The organism is Brevundimonas subvibrioides ATCC 15264, assembly GCF_000144605.1.
In the GTDB taxonomy this organism is placed as follows: domain Bacteria; phylum Pseudomonadota; class Alphaproteobacteria; order Caulobacterales; family Caulobacteraceae; genus Brevundimonas; species Brevundimonas subvibrioides.
The window spans coordinates 2,546,067-2,563,581 of sequence record NC_014375.1; the positions used below are offsets into that span (position 1 = coordinate 2,546,067).

Annotated in this window: 24 protein-coding genes; 6 read left to right on the forward strand and 18 right to left on the reverse strand. The window is 68.7% G+C overall.

All coding sequences use genetic code 11. From position 1 onward, the window contains the following. Nucleotides 1-55 precede the first annotated feature (55 nt). Both BRESU_RS12600 and rpmF read right to left on the reverse strand, forming a co-directional pair. Nucleotides 56-610, reverse strand: a complete 555-nt coding sequence (locus BRESU_RS12600; RefSeq protein WP_013269940.1) for a hypothetical protein — start codon at nt 608-610, stop codon at nt 56-58. A gap of 145 nt (nt 611-755) precedes the next feature. Next, the gene (gene rpmF, locus BRESU_RS12605; RefSeq protein WP_013269941.1) at nt 756-938 is read right to left on the reverse strand and encodes a 50S ribosomal protein L32; all 183 of its coding nucleotides are present in this window, start codon (nt 936-938) and stop codon (nt 756-758) included. A 226-nt stretch (nt 939-1,164) separates the two neighbouring features. Here rpmF and BRESU_RS12610 point away from each other — a divergent pair, with 226 nt between their 5' ends. Continuing rightward, nucleotides 1,165-1,395 (forward strand): hypothetical protein, encoded by a 231-nt coding sequence (locus tag BRESU_RS12610; RefSeq protein ID WP_013269942.1) that lies wholly within the window; start codon nt 1,165-1,167, stop codon nt 1,393-1,395. 74 nt (nt 1,396-1,469) lie between these two features. On the opposite strand, the gene BRESU_RS12615 is transcribed toward BRESU_RS12610, so the two are convergent. The 8 genes from BRESU_RS12615 to BRESU_RS12650 form a co-directional block, all read right to left on the reverse strand. Further along, nucleotides 1,470-2,198 carry a hypothetical protein gene (locus BRESU_RS12615; RefSeq protein WP_013269943.1) on the reverse strand — a complete coding sequence of 243 codons (729 nt, stop codon included), beginning with the start codon at nt 2,196-2,198 and terminating at the stop codon, nt 1,470-1,472. A gap of 122 nt (nt 2,199-2,320) precedes the next feature. Continuing rightward, on the reverse strand, nt 2,321-3,934 hold the full coding sequence (der, locus tag BRESU_RS12620) for a ribosome biogenesis GTPase Der (protein WP_013269944.1): 1,614 nt from the start codon (nt 3,932-3,934) through the stop codon (nt 2,321-2,323). 32 nt (nt 3,935-3,966) lie between these two features. Beyond that, a complete protein-coding gene (locus BRESU_RS12625; RefSeq protein ID WP_013269945.1) occupies nt 3,967-5,421 on the reverse strand; it encodes a PQQ-binding-like beta-propeller repeat protein in 1,455 nt (484 codons plus the stop codon). A 35-nt stretch (nt 5,422-5,456) separates the two neighbouring features. Beyond that, nucleotides 5,457-6,260, reverse strand: a complete 804-nt coding sequence (locus BRESU_RS12630) for a tetratricopeptide repeat protein (RefSeq protein ID WP_013269946.1) — start codon at nt 6,258-6,260, stop codon at nt 5,457-5,459. A 99-nt stretch (nt 6,261-6,359) separates the two neighbouring features. Next, a complete protein-coding gene (gene panB / locus BRESU_RS12635; protein WP_013269947.1) occupies nt 6,360-7,196 on the reverse strand; it encodes a 3-methyl-2-oxobutanoate hydroxymethyltransferase in 837 nt (278 codons plus the stop codon). 93 nt (nt 7,197-7,289) lie between these two features. Then, entirely contained in the window at nt 7,290-7,709 is a 420-nt protein-coding gene (locus BRESU_RS12640) for a hypothetical protein (protein WP_013269948.1), read from the reverse strand. Continuing rightward, on the reverse strand, nt 7,699-8,277 hold the full coding sequence (locus BRESU_RS12645) for an RNA polymerase sigma factor (protein WP_013269949.1): 579 nt from the start codon (nt 8,275-8,277) through the stop codon (nt 7,699-7,701). The genes BRESU_RS12640 and BRESU_RS12645 overlap by 11 nt, the downstream gene beginning before the upstream one ends. Before the next feature lie 26 nt (nt 8,278-8,303). Further along, entirely contained in the window at nt 8,304-8,714 is a 411-nt protein-coding gene (locus BRESU_RS12650; RefSeq protein ID WP_013269950.1) for a DUF6249 domain-containing protein, read from the reverse strand. A 134-nt stretch (nt 8,715-8,848) separates the two neighbouring features. Between BRESU_RS12650 and BRESU_RS12655 the strand changes: the two genes are divergently transcribed. Further along, the gene (locus BRESU_RS12655) at nt 8,849-9,334 is read left to right on the forward strand and encodes a hypothetical protein (RefSeq protein WP_013269951.1); all 486 of its coding nucleotides are present in this window, start codon (nt 8,849-8,851) and stop codon (nt 9,332-9,334) included. A 4-nt stretch (nt 9,335-9,338) separates the two neighbouring features. On the opposite strand, the gene BRESU_RS12660 is transcribed toward BRESU_RS12655, so the two are convergent. Genes BRESU_RS12660 through BRESU_RS12670 form a run of 3 tightly spaced genes read right to left on the reverse strand, consistent with a single transcriptional unit; the run spans nt 9,339 to nt 10,593 of the window. After that, complete coding sequence (locus BRESU_RS12660) at nt 9,339-9,638, reverse strand: hypothetical protein (protein ID WP_013269952.1); 300 nt, start codon at nt 9,636-9,638, stop codon at nt 9,339-9,341. Next, nucleotides 9,628-10,161, reverse strand: a complete 534-nt coding sequence (locus BRESU_RS12665) for an RNA polymerase sigma factor (RefSeq protein WP_013269953.1) — start codon at nt 10,159-10,161, stop codon at nt 9,628-9,630. The genes BRESU_RS12660 and BRESU_RS12665 overlap by 11 nt, the downstream gene beginning before the upstream one ends. An 18-nt stretch (nt 10,162-10,179) precedes the next feature. Beyond that, nucleotides 10,180-10,593 (reverse strand): hypothetical protein, encoded by a 414-nt coding sequence (locus tag BRESU_RS12670; RefSeq protein WP_013269954.1) that lies wholly within the window; start codon nt 10,591-10,593, stop codon nt 10,180-10,182. Nucleotides 10,594-10,724: 131 nt separating this feature from the next. On the opposite strand from BRESU_RS12670, the gene BRESU_RS12675 reads away from it, so the two are divergent. Further along, on the forward strand, nt 10,725-10,964 hold the full coding sequence (locus tag BRESU_RS12675; protein WP_013269955.1) for a DUF2188 domain-containing protein: 240 nt from the start codon (nt 10,725-10,727) through the stop codon (nt 10,962-10,964). 367 nt (nt 10,965-11,331) lie between these two features. Here BRESU_RS12675 and BRESU_RS12680 read toward each other — a convergent pair whose 3' ends face one another. Beyond that, entirely contained in the window at nt 11,332-11,685 is a 354-nt protein-coding gene (locus BRESU_RS12680; RefSeq protein ID WP_013269956.1) for an ArsC family reductase, read from the reverse strand. Then, entirely contained in the window at nt 11,682-12,500 is an 819-nt protein-coding gene (locus BRESU_RS12685) for an NAD(P)H-hydrate dehydratase (RefSeq protein WP_041761611.1), read from the reverse strand. The genes BRESU_RS12680 and BRESU_RS12685 overlap by 4 nt, the downstream gene beginning before the upstream one ends. A gap of 133 nt (nt 12,501-12,633) precedes the next feature. Here BRESU_RS12685 and BRESU_RS12690 point away from each other — a divergent pair, with 133 nt between their 5' ends. From BRESU_RS12690 to BRESU_RS12700, 3 genes are all read left to right on the forward strand, one after another. Then, on the forward strand, nt 12,634-12,972 hold the full coding sequence (locus BRESU_RS12690; protein ID WP_013269957.1) for a P-II family nitrogen regulator: 339 nt from the start codon (nt 12,634-12,636) through the stop codon (nt 12,970-12,972). 48 nt (nt 12,973-13,020) lie between these two features. Continuing rightward, nucleotides 13,021-14,430: a type I glutamate--ammonia ligase gene (gene glnA, locus BRESU_RS12695; protein ID WP_013269958.1), complete on the forward strand. Its 1,410-nt coding sequence runs from the start codon at nt 13,021-13,023 to the stop codon at nt 14,428-14,430. Nucleotides 14,431-14,535: 105 nt separating this feature from the next. After that, the gene (locus BRESU_RS12700; protein ID WP_050762508.1) at nt 14,536-15,417 is read left to right on the forward strand and encodes an FkbM family methyltransferase; all 882 of its coding nucleotides are present in this window, start codon (nt 14,536-14,538) and stop codon (nt 15,415-15,417) included. Nucleotides 15,418-15,507: 90 nt separating this feature from the next. Here the strand turns inward: BRESU_RS12700 and BRESU_RS12705 are convergent, their stop codons facing one another. The 3 genes from BRESU_RS12705 to tatB form a co-directional block, all read right to left on the reverse strand. Next, nucleotides 15,508-15,843, reverse strand: coding sequence for a hypothetical protein (locus BRESU_RS12705; RefSeq protein WP_013269960.1), 336 nt, complete (start codon nt 15,841-15,843; stop codon nt 15,508-15,510). A gap of 195 nt (nt 15,844-16,038) precedes the next feature. Next, nucleotides 16,039-16,878 carry a twin-arginine translocase subunit TatC gene (tatC, locus tag BRESU_RS12710; RefSeq protein ID WP_050762572.1) on the reverse strand — a complete coding sequence of 280 codons (840 nt, stop codon included), beginning with the start codon at nt 16,876-16,878 and terminating at the stop codon, nt 16,039-16,041. Nucleotides 16,879-16,922: 44 nt separating this feature from the next. Then, nucleotides 16,923-17,495 (reverse strand): Sec-independent protein translocase protein TatB, encoded by a 573-nt coding sequence (gene tatB, locus BRESU_RS17770; RefSeq protein ID WP_013269962.1) that lies wholly within the window; start codon nt 17,493-17,495, stop codon nt 16,923-16,925. Nucleotides 17,496-17,515 lie beyond the last annotated feature (20 nt).

Here is a 17,515-nt window from a genome sequence, read left to right on the forward strand (position 1 = left end):
CTCGACCAGCTGGATGGCCGGGCCGCCGACGTGGACGATCTTCACCTTGCCGTCGTCACCGATCTCGTAGCGGATGCCGCGCGCGGCCGCGTCCTGCACATATTCGCCCGCCGTCGCCGGCGCGCCGACCTGCCAGACGAACAGGTCCTCGGCCGGGGGGGGGCGAATACTTGTGCGGCTGGGCCACGACCAGCGGGCCGTAGGCGGCCTTGATGGCGGCGGCGGTGTCACCCACCCCGAAGCCGCGATCGGTCTTCAGCATCGACGGGTCGGCCACCGAGATGCGGCTCAGCACCCCCTCCTGGATCATGACCAGCACGCCTTCGGGAGCGCGGGCGGGCCGCCACTGGTCGCAGACCTCGGGCTCGGGCCCACCCACGGAGGCCGGGTTCGAATCGTCGCCCATGGCGGTGACCACCTCGGCGCGCATCATGCCGATCCGCAGCGCGCCATAGCCCTGGGCCGTCAGGACGTCGCCCGCCGGCGCGGCCGGCTCCATCGGTGCCGCTGCCACGGGTGTTTCGGGCGCGGGGGCCGAGGCGGGCTCCTGCGCGCTACAGGCGGCGAGGACCAGGGCCGTGGCGGCGACGGCAGTCGGGGATCGGATCATGAGGGGCACTCCTTGAAGGATCGATGCCTCATCAACGCACGAAAACGGCGCACGGGGGAACCGTGCGCCGCAAAACTCGTCGAACGCCTCCCGGCCCGGCCTGCGCGTTTCGCGCTCCGTCGGGCGGGATGAGAGACCCTGAGGTCTACTCTTCCTTGGGCGTCAGGACCTGACGGCCGCGATAGGTGCCGGTCTTCAGGTCGATGTGGTGCGACCGGCGCAGCTCGCCCGTGTCCTTGTCTTCGGTGTATGCATTGGTGCCCAGGGCATCGTGCGAACGCCGCATATTGCGACGCGAGGGCGATACTTTGCGCTTCGGAACAGCCATGTCCGTCTCAATCTCAGGGTCGGGCGCAACGGATCGAAACCCGACAACGCGAAAACGAAATGCGGCGGCCCATCGGATGAGCCGCCTGCGAGCGGGGGCTTATGCCGGAGTCGGGCGGGATGTTCAAGGGGCAATGAGGCCGGCGGGATCTGATGGGCCGGACGATTTCGTGCCGGCTTGACCAGGAACCGTGCAACATGGCGGCCAGTCCCAGCCCGGAGGGCGCATGCCCGACCCTGAACCGCCCGCCGCCGATGTTGAAGGCGAGGCCGTCGTCGAGCTCGAGGATCTGGCGACCCTGGATCTCGAGGCCTCCGTCGACGAAGTCATGACGGTCGTTCACTGGATCGAGGGCCATACCGGAGCGACCCCGCATGGACCGGAGCGAGCCGTGACGATGCGGGAAGACGTCCCCCTGCCCAAGCCGGGCATCGCCGCCGCGCCTGCCCTGCCCTGACCGCCCGGTCTCCGTTGAACCGGCCGTCAGACGAAGGCCTCCATCGCGGAACGGCTGTGCCCGCGCCCACCCCCCTACCGGGGCACGGCCAGCATCGCCGCCGCCGCGCACCGCTGCCGCGCCTCGGCGGGACCATAGGTTTCCGTCACACCGTCATCGAGCAGGCCATTCAGCGCCAGACGGACCGTGTCGCTGTTGGCGGCCAGCGGACTGCCGCACGCTTCGCGCGTCGCTGCCGCCGTCGGGCCCCGCGCGCGCGTTCCCGTCAGGGCGCTTTCACACCAGGCCGATGCGTCGGTCCGGAGCGCCTGGCGGCACGGGCTGTCCTCGGGCGGCGGGACCGATGCCGGCGTCGCCGACGCCGATGTCGGCCGCGCAGCCCCGGGTGACGCCGGCTCCGCCCGAAGTTTCGGCAGGCTGAACTGGAGGATGAGCCCGCCCGCGGCCACCGCCATGGCCAGGACCGCCAGTCTCAGAAGATTGGCCGCCAGAGCGCTCCGGCGGCGCGGGCGATCGGGACGGGCGCCGGCCCCGGCGTCCGGTGCCGCCGCCGCAGGCGCGCTCGCGGCCCGGACGGCCAGCGCCCGCTCCAGGTCATCGCGATACAGGGCCTGATACCCGAGCGTATCCAGGAACCCGCGCACGTCGGCGGGATAGCGGGCGTCGGCGACGCTCCGGATCTGCAGGGCTGTCATCGGGGCGTTCGCGGCCTGTCGCTCCCGCGCCTCCCGCTCCACCGGGCCCAGGCCCTGGTCATACGCCTGGATCAGGGAGGCCAGGCGCTGACGAAGGTGGGGCGGCAACGGAACAGGCGGCGGACTTCGGGACAACATCGGGACCGGACAGCGATACGCGCGCCCTTGGACTGGCACTCAAGCCATACGCTTTCGTAGGCCTAACGCTCCCGAACGACCGGTCCCGGGGCCTATTTCTTGGGCAGGTGCTTCTGGCCCGTCCGCACGCGGCCCGACCGCGACACCTGACGCGCGCCGCCCCGGGCGCCCTTCTGGACCGCCACCGACGACCCGGCCTTCTTGGACGCCGAGTTCTTCACCGCGCCGATGATGCGGGGCTTGGCGACGCGGGTCTTCTTCTGCTCCAGCGCCTTGCCGGGCAGGTGGGATTCCTCCTCGGCCTTCTTGCGGACCGCGCGGGGTGCGGTCTTGGCGTCGCCCTTGTAGCGTTCGGGGCCGGACTTGGCGCCGCCCGAGGCATAGGGGTTCTCCGACCCGCCCTTGATGGTCAGGCGCAGCGGCGTGCCCGGCAGGTCGAAGCTCTCGCGCAGGCTGTTGGTCAGGTAGCGGATATAGTGCTCCGGCAGGGACGCGGCGCGGCTGGCGAACAGCACGAAGGTCGGCGGGCGAGCCTTCGTCTGGGCCATGTATTTCGTCTTGATCCGCTTGCCGTCCACGGCGGGGGGCGGATGCCTCTGGGTCGCCATGGACAGCCAGTCGTTCAGGTCCTTGGTCTTGACCTTGACCGACCAGGTCGCATGCGCCTTCAGCACCGCGGGCATCAGCCGGTCGACGCCGCGCCCTGAATGGGCCGACAGGGCGACGAAGGGTGATCCGCGCAGCTGGGGCAGCTTGTCGTCGGCCATCCGCGTCAGGTCGGCCAGCTTGGCCTGCGGGTTCTCTTCCAGATCCCATTTGGCGGCGACATAGACCAGCGCCCGGCCCTCGCGCTCGACCAGATCGGCCAGCTGCAGGTCCTGGACGTCGAAGGCGTTGTCCTTGTCCATCACCAGCACGACGACCTCGGCATAGGTGATGGCGCGGATGGTGTCGGCGACCGACAGCTTCTCCAGCTTCTCCTGCACCCGCGCCTTGCGGCGCATCCCGGCGGTATCGACCAGGCGGATGTTCTGGCCCTCGTACTCCCAGTCGACCGAGATGGAATCGCGCGTGATCCCGGCCTCGGGCCCCGTCAGCAGCCGGTCCTCGCCGATCAGGTGATTGATGAGCGTCGACTTGCCGGCGTTCGGGCGGCCGATGATGGCGATGCGGATCGGCTTGTCCGGCTCGTCGATCTCCTCAATGAAGATGTCGACCGAGGCGTCGCGGATGGCGGCGTACAGGTCGGCCATCCCCTCGCCGTGCTCGGCCGAGATGGCGACCGGCTCGCCGAAGCCCAGGGCGTGCGCCTCCCCCACCCCGCCGCCGCTCTCGCGGCTCTCGGCCTTGTTGGCCAGCAGGATGACGGGCTTGTGCTGCTTGCGCAGACGCTCGGCGAAGATGCGGTCCAGCGAGGTCACGCCCTCGCGCGCGTCCATCATGAACAGGATCAGGTCGCCGTCTTCCAGCGCCAGCTCGGTCTGCTCGCGCATCCGGCTTTCCAGGCTGTCGTCGCTGACGTCCTCGTACCCCGCCGTGTCGATCAGCGTCAGGTCCATGTCGCCGATACTGCCCTCGGCATAGCGCCGGTCGCGGGTCACGCCCGGGCGATCGTCGACGAGCGCGAGGCGCTTGCCGACAAGCCGGTTGAACAGTGTCGACTTGCCCACATTGGGGCGGCCGACGATGGCGAGCTTCAGTGCCATGTCGGCCTTCTAGCGTAATTCGACGTGAAAGGTCAGCGGATGCTGACCAGTTCACCGTCGTCGGTCAGAACATAAAGCGCGCCGTTGTAGGCGGCCGGGGCGATATAGGCGGGCGCGCCCAGCGACAGGCTGGCGGTCTGCAGGCCGGTCTTCGGATCGAAGGCCACGGCGTTGCCGTCCGAATTGACCAGGATCAGCCGGTTCGACGCCAGGATCGGACCCGACCACTCCGGGCGCACCGTGCGGTCGAAGAAGCCCAGGAAGCCGCCTTCCTGGCGGATCAGGCCGTCGTTCAGGTCGCGCGTCCAGTAGACGGCCCCCGTCTCGCGGTTGACCAGGGTCAGCTCGCCGGACTTGGACACCACATAGACCACGTCGCCCGCGGGCAGAGGCGCGTTGACGCCCGCGATCGGCAGCGACCATTTCGGCTGGCCGGTGCGGATGTCCATGGCCTGCATCACGCCCGAGTGGCCGACGGCATAGACGAAGCCCCGGCTGATGACCGGACGTCCGGCGATGTCGCGAACTTCCGACAGGGCGCTGGTGCGGCTGGTGCGCGACAGGACCTGCTGCCAGACGGCCTGGCCGTTGCCGGCGCGCAGGGCGACCACTTCGCCGGACGAGAAGGGCGCGATGACCGTCTCGCCGCTCACGGCCGGGCTGGAGGCGCGCATGATGCGGGCCGGCTCGACGATGCCGCGGTACGACCAGTCCTGCAGACCGGTCGCGGTGTTGAAGGCGATCAGCTGGTTGTCGACGTCGACGACATAGACGTGGTTGCCGGCGACCGTGGGCGCGCCGTGGATCGGCACGTCGACCGCGACGGTCCAGACCACCGCGCCGGTGGCCGCGTCCAGCGCCGACATGGTGCGATAGCCCGAGGCCACGAAGACCTTGCCGCCGCCGACGGCGACACCGCCGCCGAAACCGCCGGTCAGCTCGCCGGGACCGCCCACGCCGATGGAGGGAACGGGCAGGCCGAACAGGCTGGACCCGCCGCGAACCTCGCGGCCCTCCGGCTTGACGTCTACCTTCCAGACGACGTCGCCCGAGCCGGCATCGACGGCCGTGACGGTCGATTCGCCATCCATGACGAAGACACGCCCGCCGTCGGCCACGACCGGGGCCATGACCTGACGCGTCTTGCCCGACCCCGCGCCGATCTTGCGGCGCCAGGCGACGGTGAAGGTCGGCGCGGCGATGACGTGCTCGATCGAGTTCGTCTCGGTGCCGCCCGGCAGGGGCCAGGCGGTGGCCGCGACCGGCCCCGGCAGGAAGAAATCACGCCCCGCCAGACCGGCGGAGGGCGCCAGCTGCTGTTCGAAGGTCAGGATGGAGATCCGCGTCCCCTCGGTCGCCGTCGCCTGGGGCGCGTCGTCCTGGCCCAGACCGAACGGCAGCACGCGCCGCACGGTCCCGCAGGACGCCAGTCCGGCAGCGAGCCCCACAACCAGGGCCGTCTTCAATGCGCGCGACACAGGGGTCATCGGTGTTCCGGTCTTGAGGGGGCGGGTCGTCACGGTCAGTTCGCGCCTGCGGCCTGGGCCTGGGCCTGGGCCTGACGCGCCGCTTCCAGGGCGCGCGGGTCGATCGGCTGGCCGTCGGGGCCGGTCGGGGCCGCGGGCTCGGGCGGCGGCACCAGCTGCTGGGCGGCGACGATGGGCGCCAGGCCCGTGACCAGGCCGGCGTCGATCATGCTGATCGCGGCCTGGGCGCGCTGGCGCACCGATTCCGGCACGTCCTGACCCAGGGTCAGCAGCACGAACTGCTCGCGCGCCTCGGCGGGCTTGTTGAACTGCAACCGGGTCAGGCCCAGCGCCTCCTGGGCGAAGGGGCGCATCGGCCGGTCGTCTTCGGTCAAGGGCAGCAGGCGCGCCTCGAGGTCCGCCAGCGTGCCGCCGTTGTCCATCAGCAGCAGGGCGGCCTTGTAGCGGGCCGGGTCGGCCAGCATCGGATCGGAATCGGCCTTGGCCGCGTCGTCGAACAGCTTGATGGCGTCGGGAATGCGGTTGGCCTGGACGGCCAGACCCGCGCGCTGCTGCAGCGCCAGGGCCTTGTAGGCACCGTTGCCGGCCTTCTCGGCCTCGGCGAAAGCGCTTTCGGCGGCGGTCGTGTCGCCCGACTGCAGGGATTCGATCCCCCGCTGATAGGCGACCGAGGCCTTGTTGGCCTGGCTGGTCTGGAAGCTCTGCCAGCCCCACCACGCCAGGGCGGCGACCAGGGCGACGGCCAGAATGCCGCCGACAACCGGCAGCCAGGTGCGCGCCAGGCGCTTGAGGCGTTCGGAGCGAATCTCCTCCTCGACCTCTTCGAAGACATCAGTCACGTGAAACGCCGCCCCAAAAAACGCTGCAAAGCCAATCGGCGCGGACCCTAGAGAGTCAACGTCCGCGCCGCAACGCATGTCCGTCGACGAAGACGGACCTTACGAGACGGCGGGCTTGCTGGAGAAGTAGGTCTCGACTTCGGCAGGAAAACGGCGGGACTTCACATCGGCGGCATAGCTTGCGACCGCCGAGGTGATTTCCCCGCGCAGATCGGCGTATCGGCGCACGAATTTCGGCGTCCAGTCGAACAGGCCCAGCATGTCGGGCGTGACCAGGATCTGCCCGTCGCAGGCCGCCGAGGCCCCGATGCCGATGGTCGGCTTGTCGATGGTCCCGGTGATCTCGCGGGCTACGCCCTCGGCCGTGCCCTCGATGACGATGGCGAAGGCCCCGGCATCCGCCGTCGCCTCGGCCTCGGCGATGACGCGCAGGCGCTCGTCGTCGGTCTTGCCCTTGGCCTTGAACGCCCCTTCCGTCAGCACCGCCTGGGGGCGCAGGCCGACGTGGCCCATGACCGGGATGCCGCGCTGGACCAGATATTCGATGGTCTGGGGCACGGTCGGGCCGCTCTCCAGCTTGACCGCCTGGGCCCCGGTTTCCTTCATCACCCGCGCGCAGTTCTCGTAGGCGATCTGCATGCCGCCTTCGTAGCTGCCGAACGGCATGTCGATCACGACCATGGCCCGCTTCGATCCGCGCATGACCGCCTGGCCGTGCAGGATCATCATCTCCAGCGTCACCCCGACCGTATTCGGCAGGCCGTGCACGACCATGCCGACGCTGTCGCCGACCAGCAGCAGGTCGCAGTGATCGTCCAGCAGCGCGGCCGTCGGCGCGTCATAGGCGGTCAGGCAGACGATCGGCTCGCCCCCCTTCCGTTTCATGATGTCAGGGGCGGCGAGGCGTTTGACCGTGGGTTGGGTCTGGGCGGACATGGCGAACCTTCAAACTGATCGCTGCCTTTAGCAGCAACCCGGACCCTCAGTCATCCTCCGGGGGCGACGCGGGGGCCGGGCAACCTGGGCGGATCAGACCTCCTGCGACAGCTTCACCACCCCTGCCGCGGCCAGGGCGATCAGCGCGCCCGCGGTGATCCAGAACAGCTGCATCCCGCCCATGGACCCGAGCGTCACGTCGGCCAGGCCCATCTGCGACAGACCCGACGCCACGGCTCCCTGCACGTCCAGGCTGGCGGACTGCAGGCTCTGGCCGATGACCCGGCCCGCGACCGGGGCCTGCGGATCCGTCAACTGCAGGTCCAGGTTCATGGATTCCCGCACCGCGATGATCCCGCCGACCACCCCGGCCAGGGTCAGGGCCAGGGTCCGCATCCGGGTGGACGACTGCAGCTTCGTCTCGACACCGGCGGCGAACAGGGGGGCATCCGCCAGATGGGGCGTGCGGGCGAACAGCCGCTCGATCATGGGATCGAATTCGTCAGCCGACATGCGTCGCCCTCCCCGACTGTCCGGCACCGTCTTTCCCAGAGATTGGCGAAAGCCGGGCACGGAGTTTATCCAGACCACGTTTGACATGTGACTTCACCGTTCCAAGCGGCAGATTCATGGCGGCCGCGATCTCGGGATGAGACAGCCCCGCGCCATGGCACAGCGAGACGCACAGGCGTTCCGTCTCGCTGAGGGTCTTCAGCGCCTCGTCCAGATCGACCAGTCCGGCCCGGTCCGGCGCGGGGGTGACCTCTTCCTGATCCGGTTCGACCTCGGCGACATAGCGGGCGTCCTTGGCCTTGCGCTTCAGGTACAGGCGCGCGGCGATGCGCTTGACCCAGGCGGCGAAGGTCCCCTCCCCCCGGAACTCGGCGCATTTCTCGAACGCCTGCAGGAAAGCGTCCTGGGCCACGTCGTCGGCCTCGGCGCCCTGCGCGCCCATCCGCCGGAGCAGATACCGCACGGCCGAGCCGTGGCGGCGCACCAGTTCGCCGAACTCGCGCCGCCCGCCCGCCGCCGCGAGGGCGGCGAGCTCGACGTCGTGATGGTCCATCAAGGACTTGGCCATGACTGTTTCCCCCTGTCAGGCCGGGCTCAGTCCTTGTTCTTGTTGAAGAAGCTCAGGACCAGATAGGCCAGGCCCACGGTGACCGGAATGGCGGCGATGCCCAGCAGTCCGCTGTCGAAGTTGCCGCCGTTGTCCCAGTCGTCACCCACGCCGCGCATTTCGTTGATCAGGCTGAAGGCGGCGATGCCGACGCCGGTCGCCAGCCAGATAATGCCCCGTCGGATGTCGCGGGTGCGGCTGGACAGGTTCTTGGTGGCTTCGGTGCTCAGGGCCTCGATGACTTCCGGCGGCAGGGGCTGGCCCTTGTCGATGGCGGCGCGGACGGTGGCCTGCATCTCGCGGCGCTCCCGGCTCTTCAGCCAGCTGGGCCCGACGACGATGGCGGTGATGGAGCCGAAGACGGCGAAGATGGCGAAGATCGGGATGAAGTCTTCCATGGGTCTGGCCCCTTTTTCAGTGATCGGCGCGTGCCTGATGCCCGGCCTTCTGATCACAAGAGGCAGCGGCGAGCGCCAACGGATGCGCCAGATGACGTGAAATCTTCGTAAGGTGCCGCTCGAGGAGACTCCGCATGCCACATCGCCTGACCCTGATCGCCCTGATGGCCGCGCTGGCCGCCTGCTCGCCGCGCGTTCAACCGACCGAACCCGAGGCCATTCCCGAGCAGCCCATGACGGCCGCACACCTGGCGAATCTGATCGCGGCCGATGGTGCCGGCCACACCGTGCTCGTCCTGACCGGTCCAGCGGCCCCGAACGGACTGGACCCGGTGTTCGCCGGCATGGCGACGGGCGACCCCGGCTGGCTGGCCGTCGCGCCCCTGCTGAGACCCGAGGTCGACGGCGAATACGCGGAAGGGATGGCCGACGCCCTGTTCCGGGCCCTGCCGATCAATCCGTCCGGCGTCCTGACCGCGCTGGACGCCTCGGGCGGGGCCGACGAACTGACCTGCGAGGCCACCGACGACCCGACCGTCATCGCCGCCGTCGAGGGCGTGACCGATCCCGCGCTTCAGACCGTGAAGGCCGAATGCCTGGAGTATCTGCGCGCCGTCTGACGCCTCAGACCAGTGACAGCCTGCGTCCCGCCGTCAGGGACACCGCGACGACCAGCGCCGTCAGGGCCAGGATGGCGGCGGCCGGGGCCAGGGTCTGGCTGAATTCCAGCACGAAGGGCGCCAGCAGCGGACCCAGGGCCCAGCACAGGGTGATGGCGGCGATCGTCCAGGGGATCAGGGCGACCACGGTCGCGATCGCCCGGCGGCGCGCGACCCGCTCGGCCACCATGGCCTGAAAGCCCAGGTCGCGGGCCGGTACGGCGGTCTCAGCGAAGAAGGCCGACAGCTTGTCTTCAGGCGTCATCCGATCCTCCCGTCAGCACGGCCAGCAACCGCGCCCGACCCCGCGCAACATGCGACTTCACCGTGCCCAGCGGAAGCCCCAGCGCCTCGGCCGCCTCCCCATGCGACCATCCGTCGGCCAGGCACAGGGCGACGCAGGCCCTCTGGTCGGCCGGCAGGGTCGCCATGGCGTCGGCCAGCGCCAGCCGGTCCTCGGGCGAGATCCCGGCCGGGGCCTGCATCTCGTCCAGCCAGGCCCGGTCCCGCGCCTGCCCCCTCAGGCCCGACCGCATCCGGTCCTGCGCCCGCCGCCAGGCGATGCCGAACAGCCAGGACCGCACGCCCGCCGGATCCTCCAGCCGTCCCAGCGAACTCCACGCGGCGACGAACACCTCCTGCGCCAGGTCGTCGGCCATGTCGAAACTGCCGCCCAGCATCCGGCGCAGGAAGGCCCGCACCGGGGCCTGATGCCGCTCCACCAGCCGCGCGAAGGCGGCGTCCGATCCGGCGCGGGCGGCCCGCACCAGGTCGGCGTCTGTCGTCATGCCCCCCACGGACCACCATCACTCGCGCGGATTGCGCTCGGCCAGCACGACCGAGACGAGGGAGGCCAGGGCCAGGGCCCCCATCACGAAGGTCACGATCAGGAAGGCGTCGCCCGCCGCGTACATGTTGGTGAAGCTGGCATAGCCGAAGCCCACGGCCAGAACCCCGAACAGCACCACCGAGAAGACATTCCCCCGCTCGCCGTGCGACCGGTACCGATAGCGCCGCCGGTCGCGCCGGTCCTCGTACTCCGGCTGCTCCAGCGCCTTCAGCAGGGCCTCGGGCGGCTGTTCGCCCTTGTCCGCATAGGTCTTGATGATCTTCAGCGTGTCCTTGTGCCGGAAATAGTCGATCACCGACTGCAGGCCGCCGAACACGAACCAGCCCAGCGGGAACAGCAGCCACCAGTAGGAACGGAACAGGTCTTCCATCGTCTTCACCCCGTGCGCGCCGGCCCATCGCCCGCGCTTTCGATGAGTGGTCGCAGCCACGGCGCGAAATGGATGCACGCCCGCGCAGAAAATGCGAATGAGGCCTCCATACCCCCATCACGGAGCCTCCCATGACCCACGTCACCTATCGCATCGTCGAACACGACGGCGGCTGGGCCTACAAGGTCGGCGACACCTATTCCGAGACCTTCCCCAACCACGACGCGGCCAAGGCGGCGGCGGTGAGGGCCTCGCGCGAGCAGCGCGTGGCGGATCAGACGGCGATGATCGAATACGCCGACAGCACCGGTGCCTGGGTCACCGAACGCGCCGACGGCCACGATCGCCCGGAGACCGACGTCGAGGGCTGATCTAAAAATCCCTTCTCCCCTTGCGGGTCGACGAAGGATCGCATGCGATCCGAGGAGGGGTGGCCGAGCGAAGCGAGGTCGGATGAGGGGTGACTCCGGAGCATCGAGTGTGAGCTTGACGCGCGGCCACCGGCGACACCGGGAGTCACCCCTCATCCGCCCCTCCGGGGCACCTTCTCCCGCAAGGGGAGAAGGAATGGGCACCTAAAGTTCGTTGGACTCCAGGAGTCCAAATCGGTGCGATCCAAGGCCTTGAAAAATCTAGATTTGCACTCGATGGACTCGGTTTTTTCGGAGTGCAATCGGCCTCGGCCAGAACTGACTTCAGCCTGCAAACTGACCAGCCCAACCTACTGATTTAGAAGCTTTACTCCACCCCGAACGCCGCCGCATAGATCTCGGGCTTGAACCCCACCACCGTCCGGTCTCCCGTATCCAGCACCGGCCGTTTGATCATCGACGGCTGGGCCAGCATCAGGGCGATGGCCTTGTCGGCGTCCAGCCCGGCCTTGGCGTCGTCCGGCAGGGCCCGGAAGGTCGTGCCGTTGCGGTTCAGCACCGTCTCCCAGCCGTGCTCGGCGACCCAGCCCGCCAGCGTCGCCCGGTCGATGCCGACCGCCTTGTAGTCGTGGAACACATAGGCCCGGTCGTGCGTGTCCAGCCAGGCGCGGGCCTTCTTCATCGTGTCGCAGGCCTTGATGCCATACAGGGTCGGGGTCATCGCAGGCTCCTGAGGACGTGGGGGATCTGTTCGGGCAGGTCTTCGGCGATCAGGCCGGGACCGAAACGGGCCGCCGCATCGGCGTGCATCCAGACAGCCGCGCAGGCCGCGTCGAACGCCGACATCCCCTGCGCAAGCCACCCGCCGATCATGCCGGCCAGCACGTCGCCGCTGCCCGCCGTCGCCAGCCAGGGCGAGGCCTCGGGCTGAACCACGATCCGCCCGTCCGGCGCGGCGATCAGGGTCCGGCTGCCCTTCAGCACGACGACCGCGCCGCACCGCCCGGCCGCCTCGATCGCCGCCGCCTCCCGGCCGCGCTCCAGCAGGCCGGGAAACAGCCGCTCGAACTCGCCCTCGTGCGGGGTCATGACGTCGCCGTCGTCCAGCAGGGCGAACAGGTCCCCGGCCCGGCCCGCGAAGATCGTCAGGGCATCGGCATCGACCACCAGCGCCGCCGCCCCGTCCGCTATGGCCGCAAGGTTCGCCACCGTCGCCTCATCCAGCCCGGCCGCAGGCCCGATCACCACCGCCTGCATCGGCGCGGTCAGGGTGGCCAGGTCCTCCGGCGTGGCGAACGCGTCGACCATGATCGCCTCGACGGCCCCGGCCACGACCCGGGCGGCGTCCGCCGGGCACAGCAGCCGCACCAGCCCGGCCCCGGTCCTCAGTCCCGCCCGCGCCGACAGCCGCGCGGCCCCCGTCCGCAGGGGGCCGCCCGAGACCACGCCCAGCCGTCCGCGCGTGTGCTTGTGCGTCTGCGCGTCCGGCCAGGGAAGGACGGCCAGCCAGAGGGACGGAGCATTCGTTTCCACCATCCGTCCTTCCGCGCACGGACCGCCTGAAAATGCAACGCGGCCCTTGCCTTATGCTGCGATGCGGTGTCCTTTTGCTCCCCGAGTGTCTGGACGTTCTCGCAAGAGATCGGGCCCAACCACCTCGGGGGCGCCCATGAAGAAAATCGAAGCCGTCATCAAGCCGTTCAAGCTGGACGACGTGAAAGAGGCGCTCCAGGACATCGGGGTGCAGGGCATGACCGTGCTCGAGGCCAAGGGATATGGCCGCCAGAAGGGTCATTCCGAACTCTATCGCGGTGCCGAATACGTCATCGACTTCCTGCCCAAGATCAAGATCGAGGTGGTCGTCGCCGACGACCTGGCCCCGGCCGTGATCGAAGCCATCCAGACGGCGGCCCGCACGGGCAAGATCGGCGACGGCAAGATCTTCGTTTCCGACATCACCGACGTCATCCGCATCCGCACCGGCGAAACCGGGGCCCAGGCGGTCTAGACCAGTACAGCTTCCTCCCCAGAAGAAACGCAGAAGGACATCGAACCTATGAGCGCCGCCAAGAAGATCCTGCAGGAGATCAAGGACAAGGACGTGAAGTACGTCGACGTCCGCTTCACCGACACCAAGGGACGCCTGCAGCACGTCACCTTCGACATCGACCTGGTCGACGAGGAATTCCTGACCGAGGGGACCATGTTCGACGGCTCGTCCATCGCCGGCTGGAAGGCGATCAATGAGTCCGACATGCTGCTGATGCCGGACCTGACGACGGCCTACATCGACCCCTTCTACCAGCAGACCACGATGTTCCTGTTCTGCGACGTGATGAACCCGGACACGGGCGAGCCCTACAACCGCGACAGCCGCTCGATGGCCAAGAAGGCCCTGGCCTATGTCCAGTCCTCGGGCGCGGGCGACCAGGTCTATTTCGGCCCGGAAGCCGAGTTCTTCATCTTCGACGACGTCCGCTGGTCCACCCAGCCGCACAACACCGGCTACAGCTATGACTCGATCGAGCTGCCGGCCAACACGGGCTCGGAATACACCGAGGGCAACATGGGCCACCGCCCCGGGCCCAAGGGCGGCTATTTCCCCGTCAACCCGGTCGACAGCGGCCAGGACCTGCGCGGCGAGATGCTGGGCGTCATGCGCGACCTGGGCCTCAACCCCGAGAAGCACCACCACGAGGTGGCCCCGGCGCAGCACGAGCTGGGCCTGAAGTTCTCGGACCTGCTGACCATGGCCGACCGCCTGCAGCTCTATAAGTACGTGATCCACAACGTGGCCGCGGCCTACGGCAAGTCGGCCACCTTCATGGCCAAGCCCATGTTCGCCGACAACGGCTCGGGCATGCACGTCCACATGTCGATCTGGAAGGACGGCAAGCCCCAGTTCGCCGGCGACAAATACGCCGGTCTGAGCCAGGAGTGCCTGTGGTACATCGGCGGCATCATCAAGCACGCCAAGGCCATCAACGCCTTCGCCAACTCGACCACCAACTCCTACAAGCGTCTGGTGCCCGGCTACGAAGCCCCGGTGAAACTGGCCTATTCGGCCCGCAACCGCTCGGCTTCGATCCGCATCCCGCACACCTCGTCGCCCAAGGCCAAGCGTCTGGAAGCCCGCTTCCCCGATCCGATGGGCAACCCCTATCTGACCTTCGTGGCCCTGCTGATGGCGGGCCTCGACGGGATCGAGAACCAGATCGATCCGGGCGGCCCCGCCGACAAGAACCTCTACGACCTGCCGCCCGAAGAGCGCGGCAACATCCCCGAGGTCTGCGGCTCGCTGAAGGAAGCGCTCGAGAACCTCGACAAGGACCGCGCCTTCCTCAAGAAGGGCGGCGTCATGGATGACGACTTCATCGACAGCTACATCGAGCTGAAGATGGAAGAGGTCATGCGCCTCGCCCTCCACCCCCACCCCGTCGAGTTCGACATGTACTACAGCTGCTAGGTTTCAGCCCGGCCGGACACGGCCGGGCGAACTGCCGACAGCCGCGGCCGGGACGACATCCGTCGCTCCCGGCCGTTTCGTTTCCGGGCGATGCGAGATCAACGCGTGAAACTGCTGAACTGGATCCGAAGCCTTTCGACCCGGGATCGCCTGATCAGCCGCAAGGAGATCACGCACCTCTCGCCGGATGCGCTTCTGAAACGCAGCCGCGGACTGGCGAGCCCGGTGTACGTCGGCGACAACACGGTCCTGTGCCGTGTCCTGGGCCGGTACAGGTTGTTCGTCACGGCCGACGACGTGGGGTTCGGCGCGCCCGTCATGCTGGACGGCGCGTGGGAAACCTGGCTGACCAGCTTCATGGCGCGTCGGATCAGGCCGGGCATGGCGATCGTCGATGCCGGGGCCAACCACGGCTACTATACCCTGATGTTCGCGCATCTGACGGGGCCGACGGGACGCGTCGCCGCGGTGGAGCCCCACCCGCGGACAGCGGCCCTGCTTCGCAAGTCGGTCTATGCGAACGGTTTCCAGTTCTGGACGACGGTCATCGAACAGGCCGCAGGGGCCGAGGACGGCGTGACGCTCAGCCTTCACACCCCGGATCATGAGCCCAAGAACGCCCACCTCTCCAGCGCCCCGCCGGGATCCGAGGTCAACGCCACGCCCGTCGCAGGGGCCAGACTGGCGACCATGATCGCAGACTGGCCGAAGATCGACTTCATCAAGGCCGACGTGGAGGGTGCAGAAGAGGCCTTCATCGAAGGGGCCTGGCCGGTTCTGGAACGGGACCGCCCTGCCCTCGTCCTTGAGTTCAACGCCGGCCGATGCGGAAATCCCTCAGGCCTTCTGGACCGACTGGCAGGCCTCTATGGCGACATCGGCGTCATCGAACGCGACGGCAAGATCGGCCGGCGACCCAGAACGATTCTCGCAGACCCGTCCCGTTGCGAGGATTGGCTCCTGTTCTTCGAAGCCCCGGCACCGTGACCTTGCCTGCTACCCCCGGGACGCGACGGCCTCTGATAACAAGCCGGGGCCTCCGCGAGGGTCGCGCCATCGTGGCGGGCGATGAACCGATTACGCCTCATCGTTCGAACCAGGCTCCGGCTCGCCTTCCGACGACTCCTCCGCGGCCGCGTCCGCGTCGTCCGGTGCCTCGTCGGCAGGCGTCGCGGTCGCGTGGGGCGCCGAGGGTGCGGGGCCTGAAGGCGTTGCGGGCTCGTCTGCCGGCGCACTGCGAAGCGAGCCGCCCGCCGGGTTGAGGCAGCTTCCCGTGGATCCTTCGCACCTGACGTTGACCTTGCCGCCCTGACCCTCGTTGACCGTTTGTGCGTAGGTCAAGCCGGCGACGGCCATTGCCGCGACGACGAGGCTCGATGCCAGCCGCCAGGATGTCTGCAAACGCGAGGCCATGGGAGTGCTCCTGTCCGGATGGCCTCAGACGGATCCGCCGTCGCAGCGCCACCGCTTCAGGTAACGCCGATTGGCGGAAGCGCGCAAGGTACTCGGACCCGCCCGCTCCTGACGATTATATCCCGCCTGTTCGAACAGGTGAGATGGCACCGCTGGCGACGTCGCTTCCGACCGTTCGCCGGCATCCCGGCTCGGTCAGGCGGCCTCCAGCCCCTCGGCGTCCTCGTCCTTCTTGCGCCGCAGCTCGATCAGGCGGACGCACCAGATCGAGACCTCGTAGAGCAGCACGAGGGGCACGGCGAGCATCAGCTGGCTGATGGGGTCCGGCGGGGTCACCACGGCGGCCAGGACCACCACGGCGACGATCGCATAGCGACGCCCCTCCGCCATCAGCTTGGACGAGATCAGCCCGGCCATGCCCAGCAGGGTCGTCACGACCGGCAGCTGGAAGCACAGGCCGAACGCGAGGATCAGCGAGGTCACCAGGTTCAGATAGTCCGAGATCTTGGTCGTCAGCAGGACGGTGATGCCCTCGCTCGAGATCTGCTGGCTCAGCGAGAACAGCATCACGAACGGCAGCATGACGAAATAGACCAGGGCCCCGCCGAGGCAGAACATGACCGGCGTCGCGATCAGGAACGGCAGGAAGGCGCCCTTCTCGTTGCGGTACAGGCCGGGCGCGACGAAGGCGTACAGCTGATAGGCGATGATCGGGAAGGCCAGGACGATGGCGCCGAACCCGGCGATCTTCATCTTGGTGAACAGCTGTTCCAGCGGCGCGGTGGCGATCAGTTCGACGGCCGCCAGGCCACCGGCCGGCAGCGGCTTCATGCCGACGGCGATGGCCAGCAGGTCCAGCGGATTGCCGTGCGTGCCCCGGGCCACGGCGTCGGCGTGAACGGCGGCGGCGGCCTGGAACGGCTTGATCAGCTCGACCTGCAGCTGGGCCGCGAAGAAGAAGCACAGGATGAACGCCAGGATGAAGGCCACCACGCACCAGACCAGACGCCCGCGCAGCTCGATCAGGTGATCCATCAGCGGCGCGCGCGACGCCTCGATCTCGTCCTCGTCGCGAACGGTCACAGGTCGATCTTGCTGTTACGCGGCGCGCGGGATTTGGAGGCCTTAGGCGTCTGCGTTTCGGCCTTCCCGGCAACCGCCTTGGCCCGGGGCTTGATCGGTGTCCTCGCGGCTCCATCGGCCGAGGTCGTCCTGGCGGCCGCCGTGCGGGGCTTGCGCGGCTTCGGCGCAGCGGCTGCGGCCGGGGCTGCGGCCTCGGGCGCGGGCATCGTCATGGATTCGGGGAACTCGGGCTGGTCCAGCACCACGGCATTCGGCGGTGTCTCGACATAGGCGGGCTTGTCCAGCTCGGCCTTGATATCCTTGAACGCCGCGTCGGCGGCGGCCCCCAGGGGCACCATCTGGCTGGTGCGCAGGGCGTCGACCTCTTTCCGCAGCTCGTCCAGTTCGGACTGGCGAGCCATGTCCTCGAAGCTGGCGCGGAACTCGTTGGCCATGCCGCGGGCCTTGGCGACCATCTTGCCGAGCGCGCGCAGCATTCCGGGCAGCCGCTCGGGGCCCACGACCACGAGGGCGACGATGCCGATCACCAGATATTCGAGGCCCCCGATCCCGGGGCCGAGGCCGCCCATCCTTCAGGCTCTCATCCGGT

Coding starts and splice junctions, on each gene's coding strand:
- BRESU_RS12600 (WP_013269940.1), bottom strand. CDS start 610: ATGATCCGATCCCCGACTGCCGTCGCCGCCACGGCCCTGGTCCTCGCC.
- rpmF (WP_013269941.1), bottom strand. CDS start 938: ATGGCTGTTCCGAAGCGCAAAGTATCGCCCTCGCGTCGCAATATGCGG.
- BRESU_RS12610 (WP_013269942.1), top strand. CDS start 1,165: ATGCCCGACCCTGAACCGCCCGCCGCCGATGTTGAAGGCGAGGCCGTC.
- der (WP_013269944.1), bottom strand. CDS start 3,934: ATGGCACTGAAGCTCGCCATCGTCGGCCGCCCCAATGTGGGCAAGTCG.
- BRESU_RS12625 (WP_013269945.1), bottom strand. CDS start 5,421: ATGACCCCTGTGTCGCGCGCATTGAAGACGGCCCTGGTTGTGGGGCTC.
- panB (WP_013269947.1), bottom strand. CDS start 7,196: ATGTCCGCCCAGACCCAACCCACGGTCAAACGCCTCGCCGCCCCTGAC.
- BRESU_RS12640 (WP_013269948.1), bottom strand. CDS start 7,709: ATGTCGGCTGACGAATTCGATCCCATGATCGAGCGGCTGTTCGCCCGC.
- BRESU_RS12645 (WP_013269949.1), bottom strand. CDS start 8,277: ATGGCCAAGTCCTTGATGGACCATCACGACGTCGAGCTCGCCGCCCTC.
- BRESU_RS12650 (WP_013269950.1), bottom strand. CDS start 8,714: ATGGAAGACTTCATCCCGATCTTCGCCATCTTCGCCGTCTTCGGCTCC.
- BRESU_RS12655 (WP_013269951.1), top strand. CDS start 8,849: ATGCCACATCGCCTGACCCTGATCGCCCTGATGGCCGCGCTGGCCGCC.
- BRESU_RS12660 (WP_013269952.1), bottom strand. CDS start 9,638: ATGACGCCTGAAGACAAGCTGTCGGCCTTCTTCGCTGAGACCGCCGTA.
- BRESU_RS12665 (WP_013269953.1), bottom strand. CDS start 10,161: ATGACGACAGACGCCGACCTGGTGCGGGCCGCCCGCGCCGGATCGGAC.
- BRESU_RS12670 (WP_013269954.1), bottom strand. CDS start 10,593: ATGGAAGACCTGTTCCGTTCCTACTGGTGGCTGCTGTTCCCGCTGGGC.
- BRESU_RS12675 (WP_013269955.1), top strand. CDS start 10,725: ATGACCCACGTCACCTATCGCATCGTCGAACACGACGGCGGCTGGGCC.
- BRESU_RS12680 (WP_013269956.1), bottom strand. CDS start 11,685: ATGACCCCGACCCTGTATGGCATCAAGGCCTGCGACACGATGAAGAAG.
- BRESU_RS12685 (WP_041761611.1), bottom strand. CDS start 12,500: ATGGTGGAAACGAATGCTCCGTCCCTCTGGCTGGCCGTCCTTCCCTGG.
- BRESU_RS12690 (WP_013269957.1), top strand. CDS start 12,634: ATGAAGAAAATCGAAGCCGTCATCAAGCCGTTCAAGCTGGACGACGTG.
- glnA (WP_013269958.1), top strand. CDS start 13,021: ATGAGCGCCGCCAAGAAGATCCTGCAGGAGATCAAGGACAAGGACGTG.
- BRESU_RS12705 (WP_013269960.1), bottom strand. CDS start 15,843: ATGGCCTCGCGTTTGCAGACATCCTGGCGGCTGGCATCGAGCCTCGTC.
- tatC (WP_050762572.1), bottom strand. CDS start 16,878: ATGGATCACCTGATCGAGCTGCGCGGGCGTCTGGTCTGGTGCGTGGTG.
- tatB (WP_013269962.1), bottom strand. CDS start 17,495: ATGGGCGGCCTCGGCCCCGGGATCGGGGGCCTCGAATATCTGGTGATC.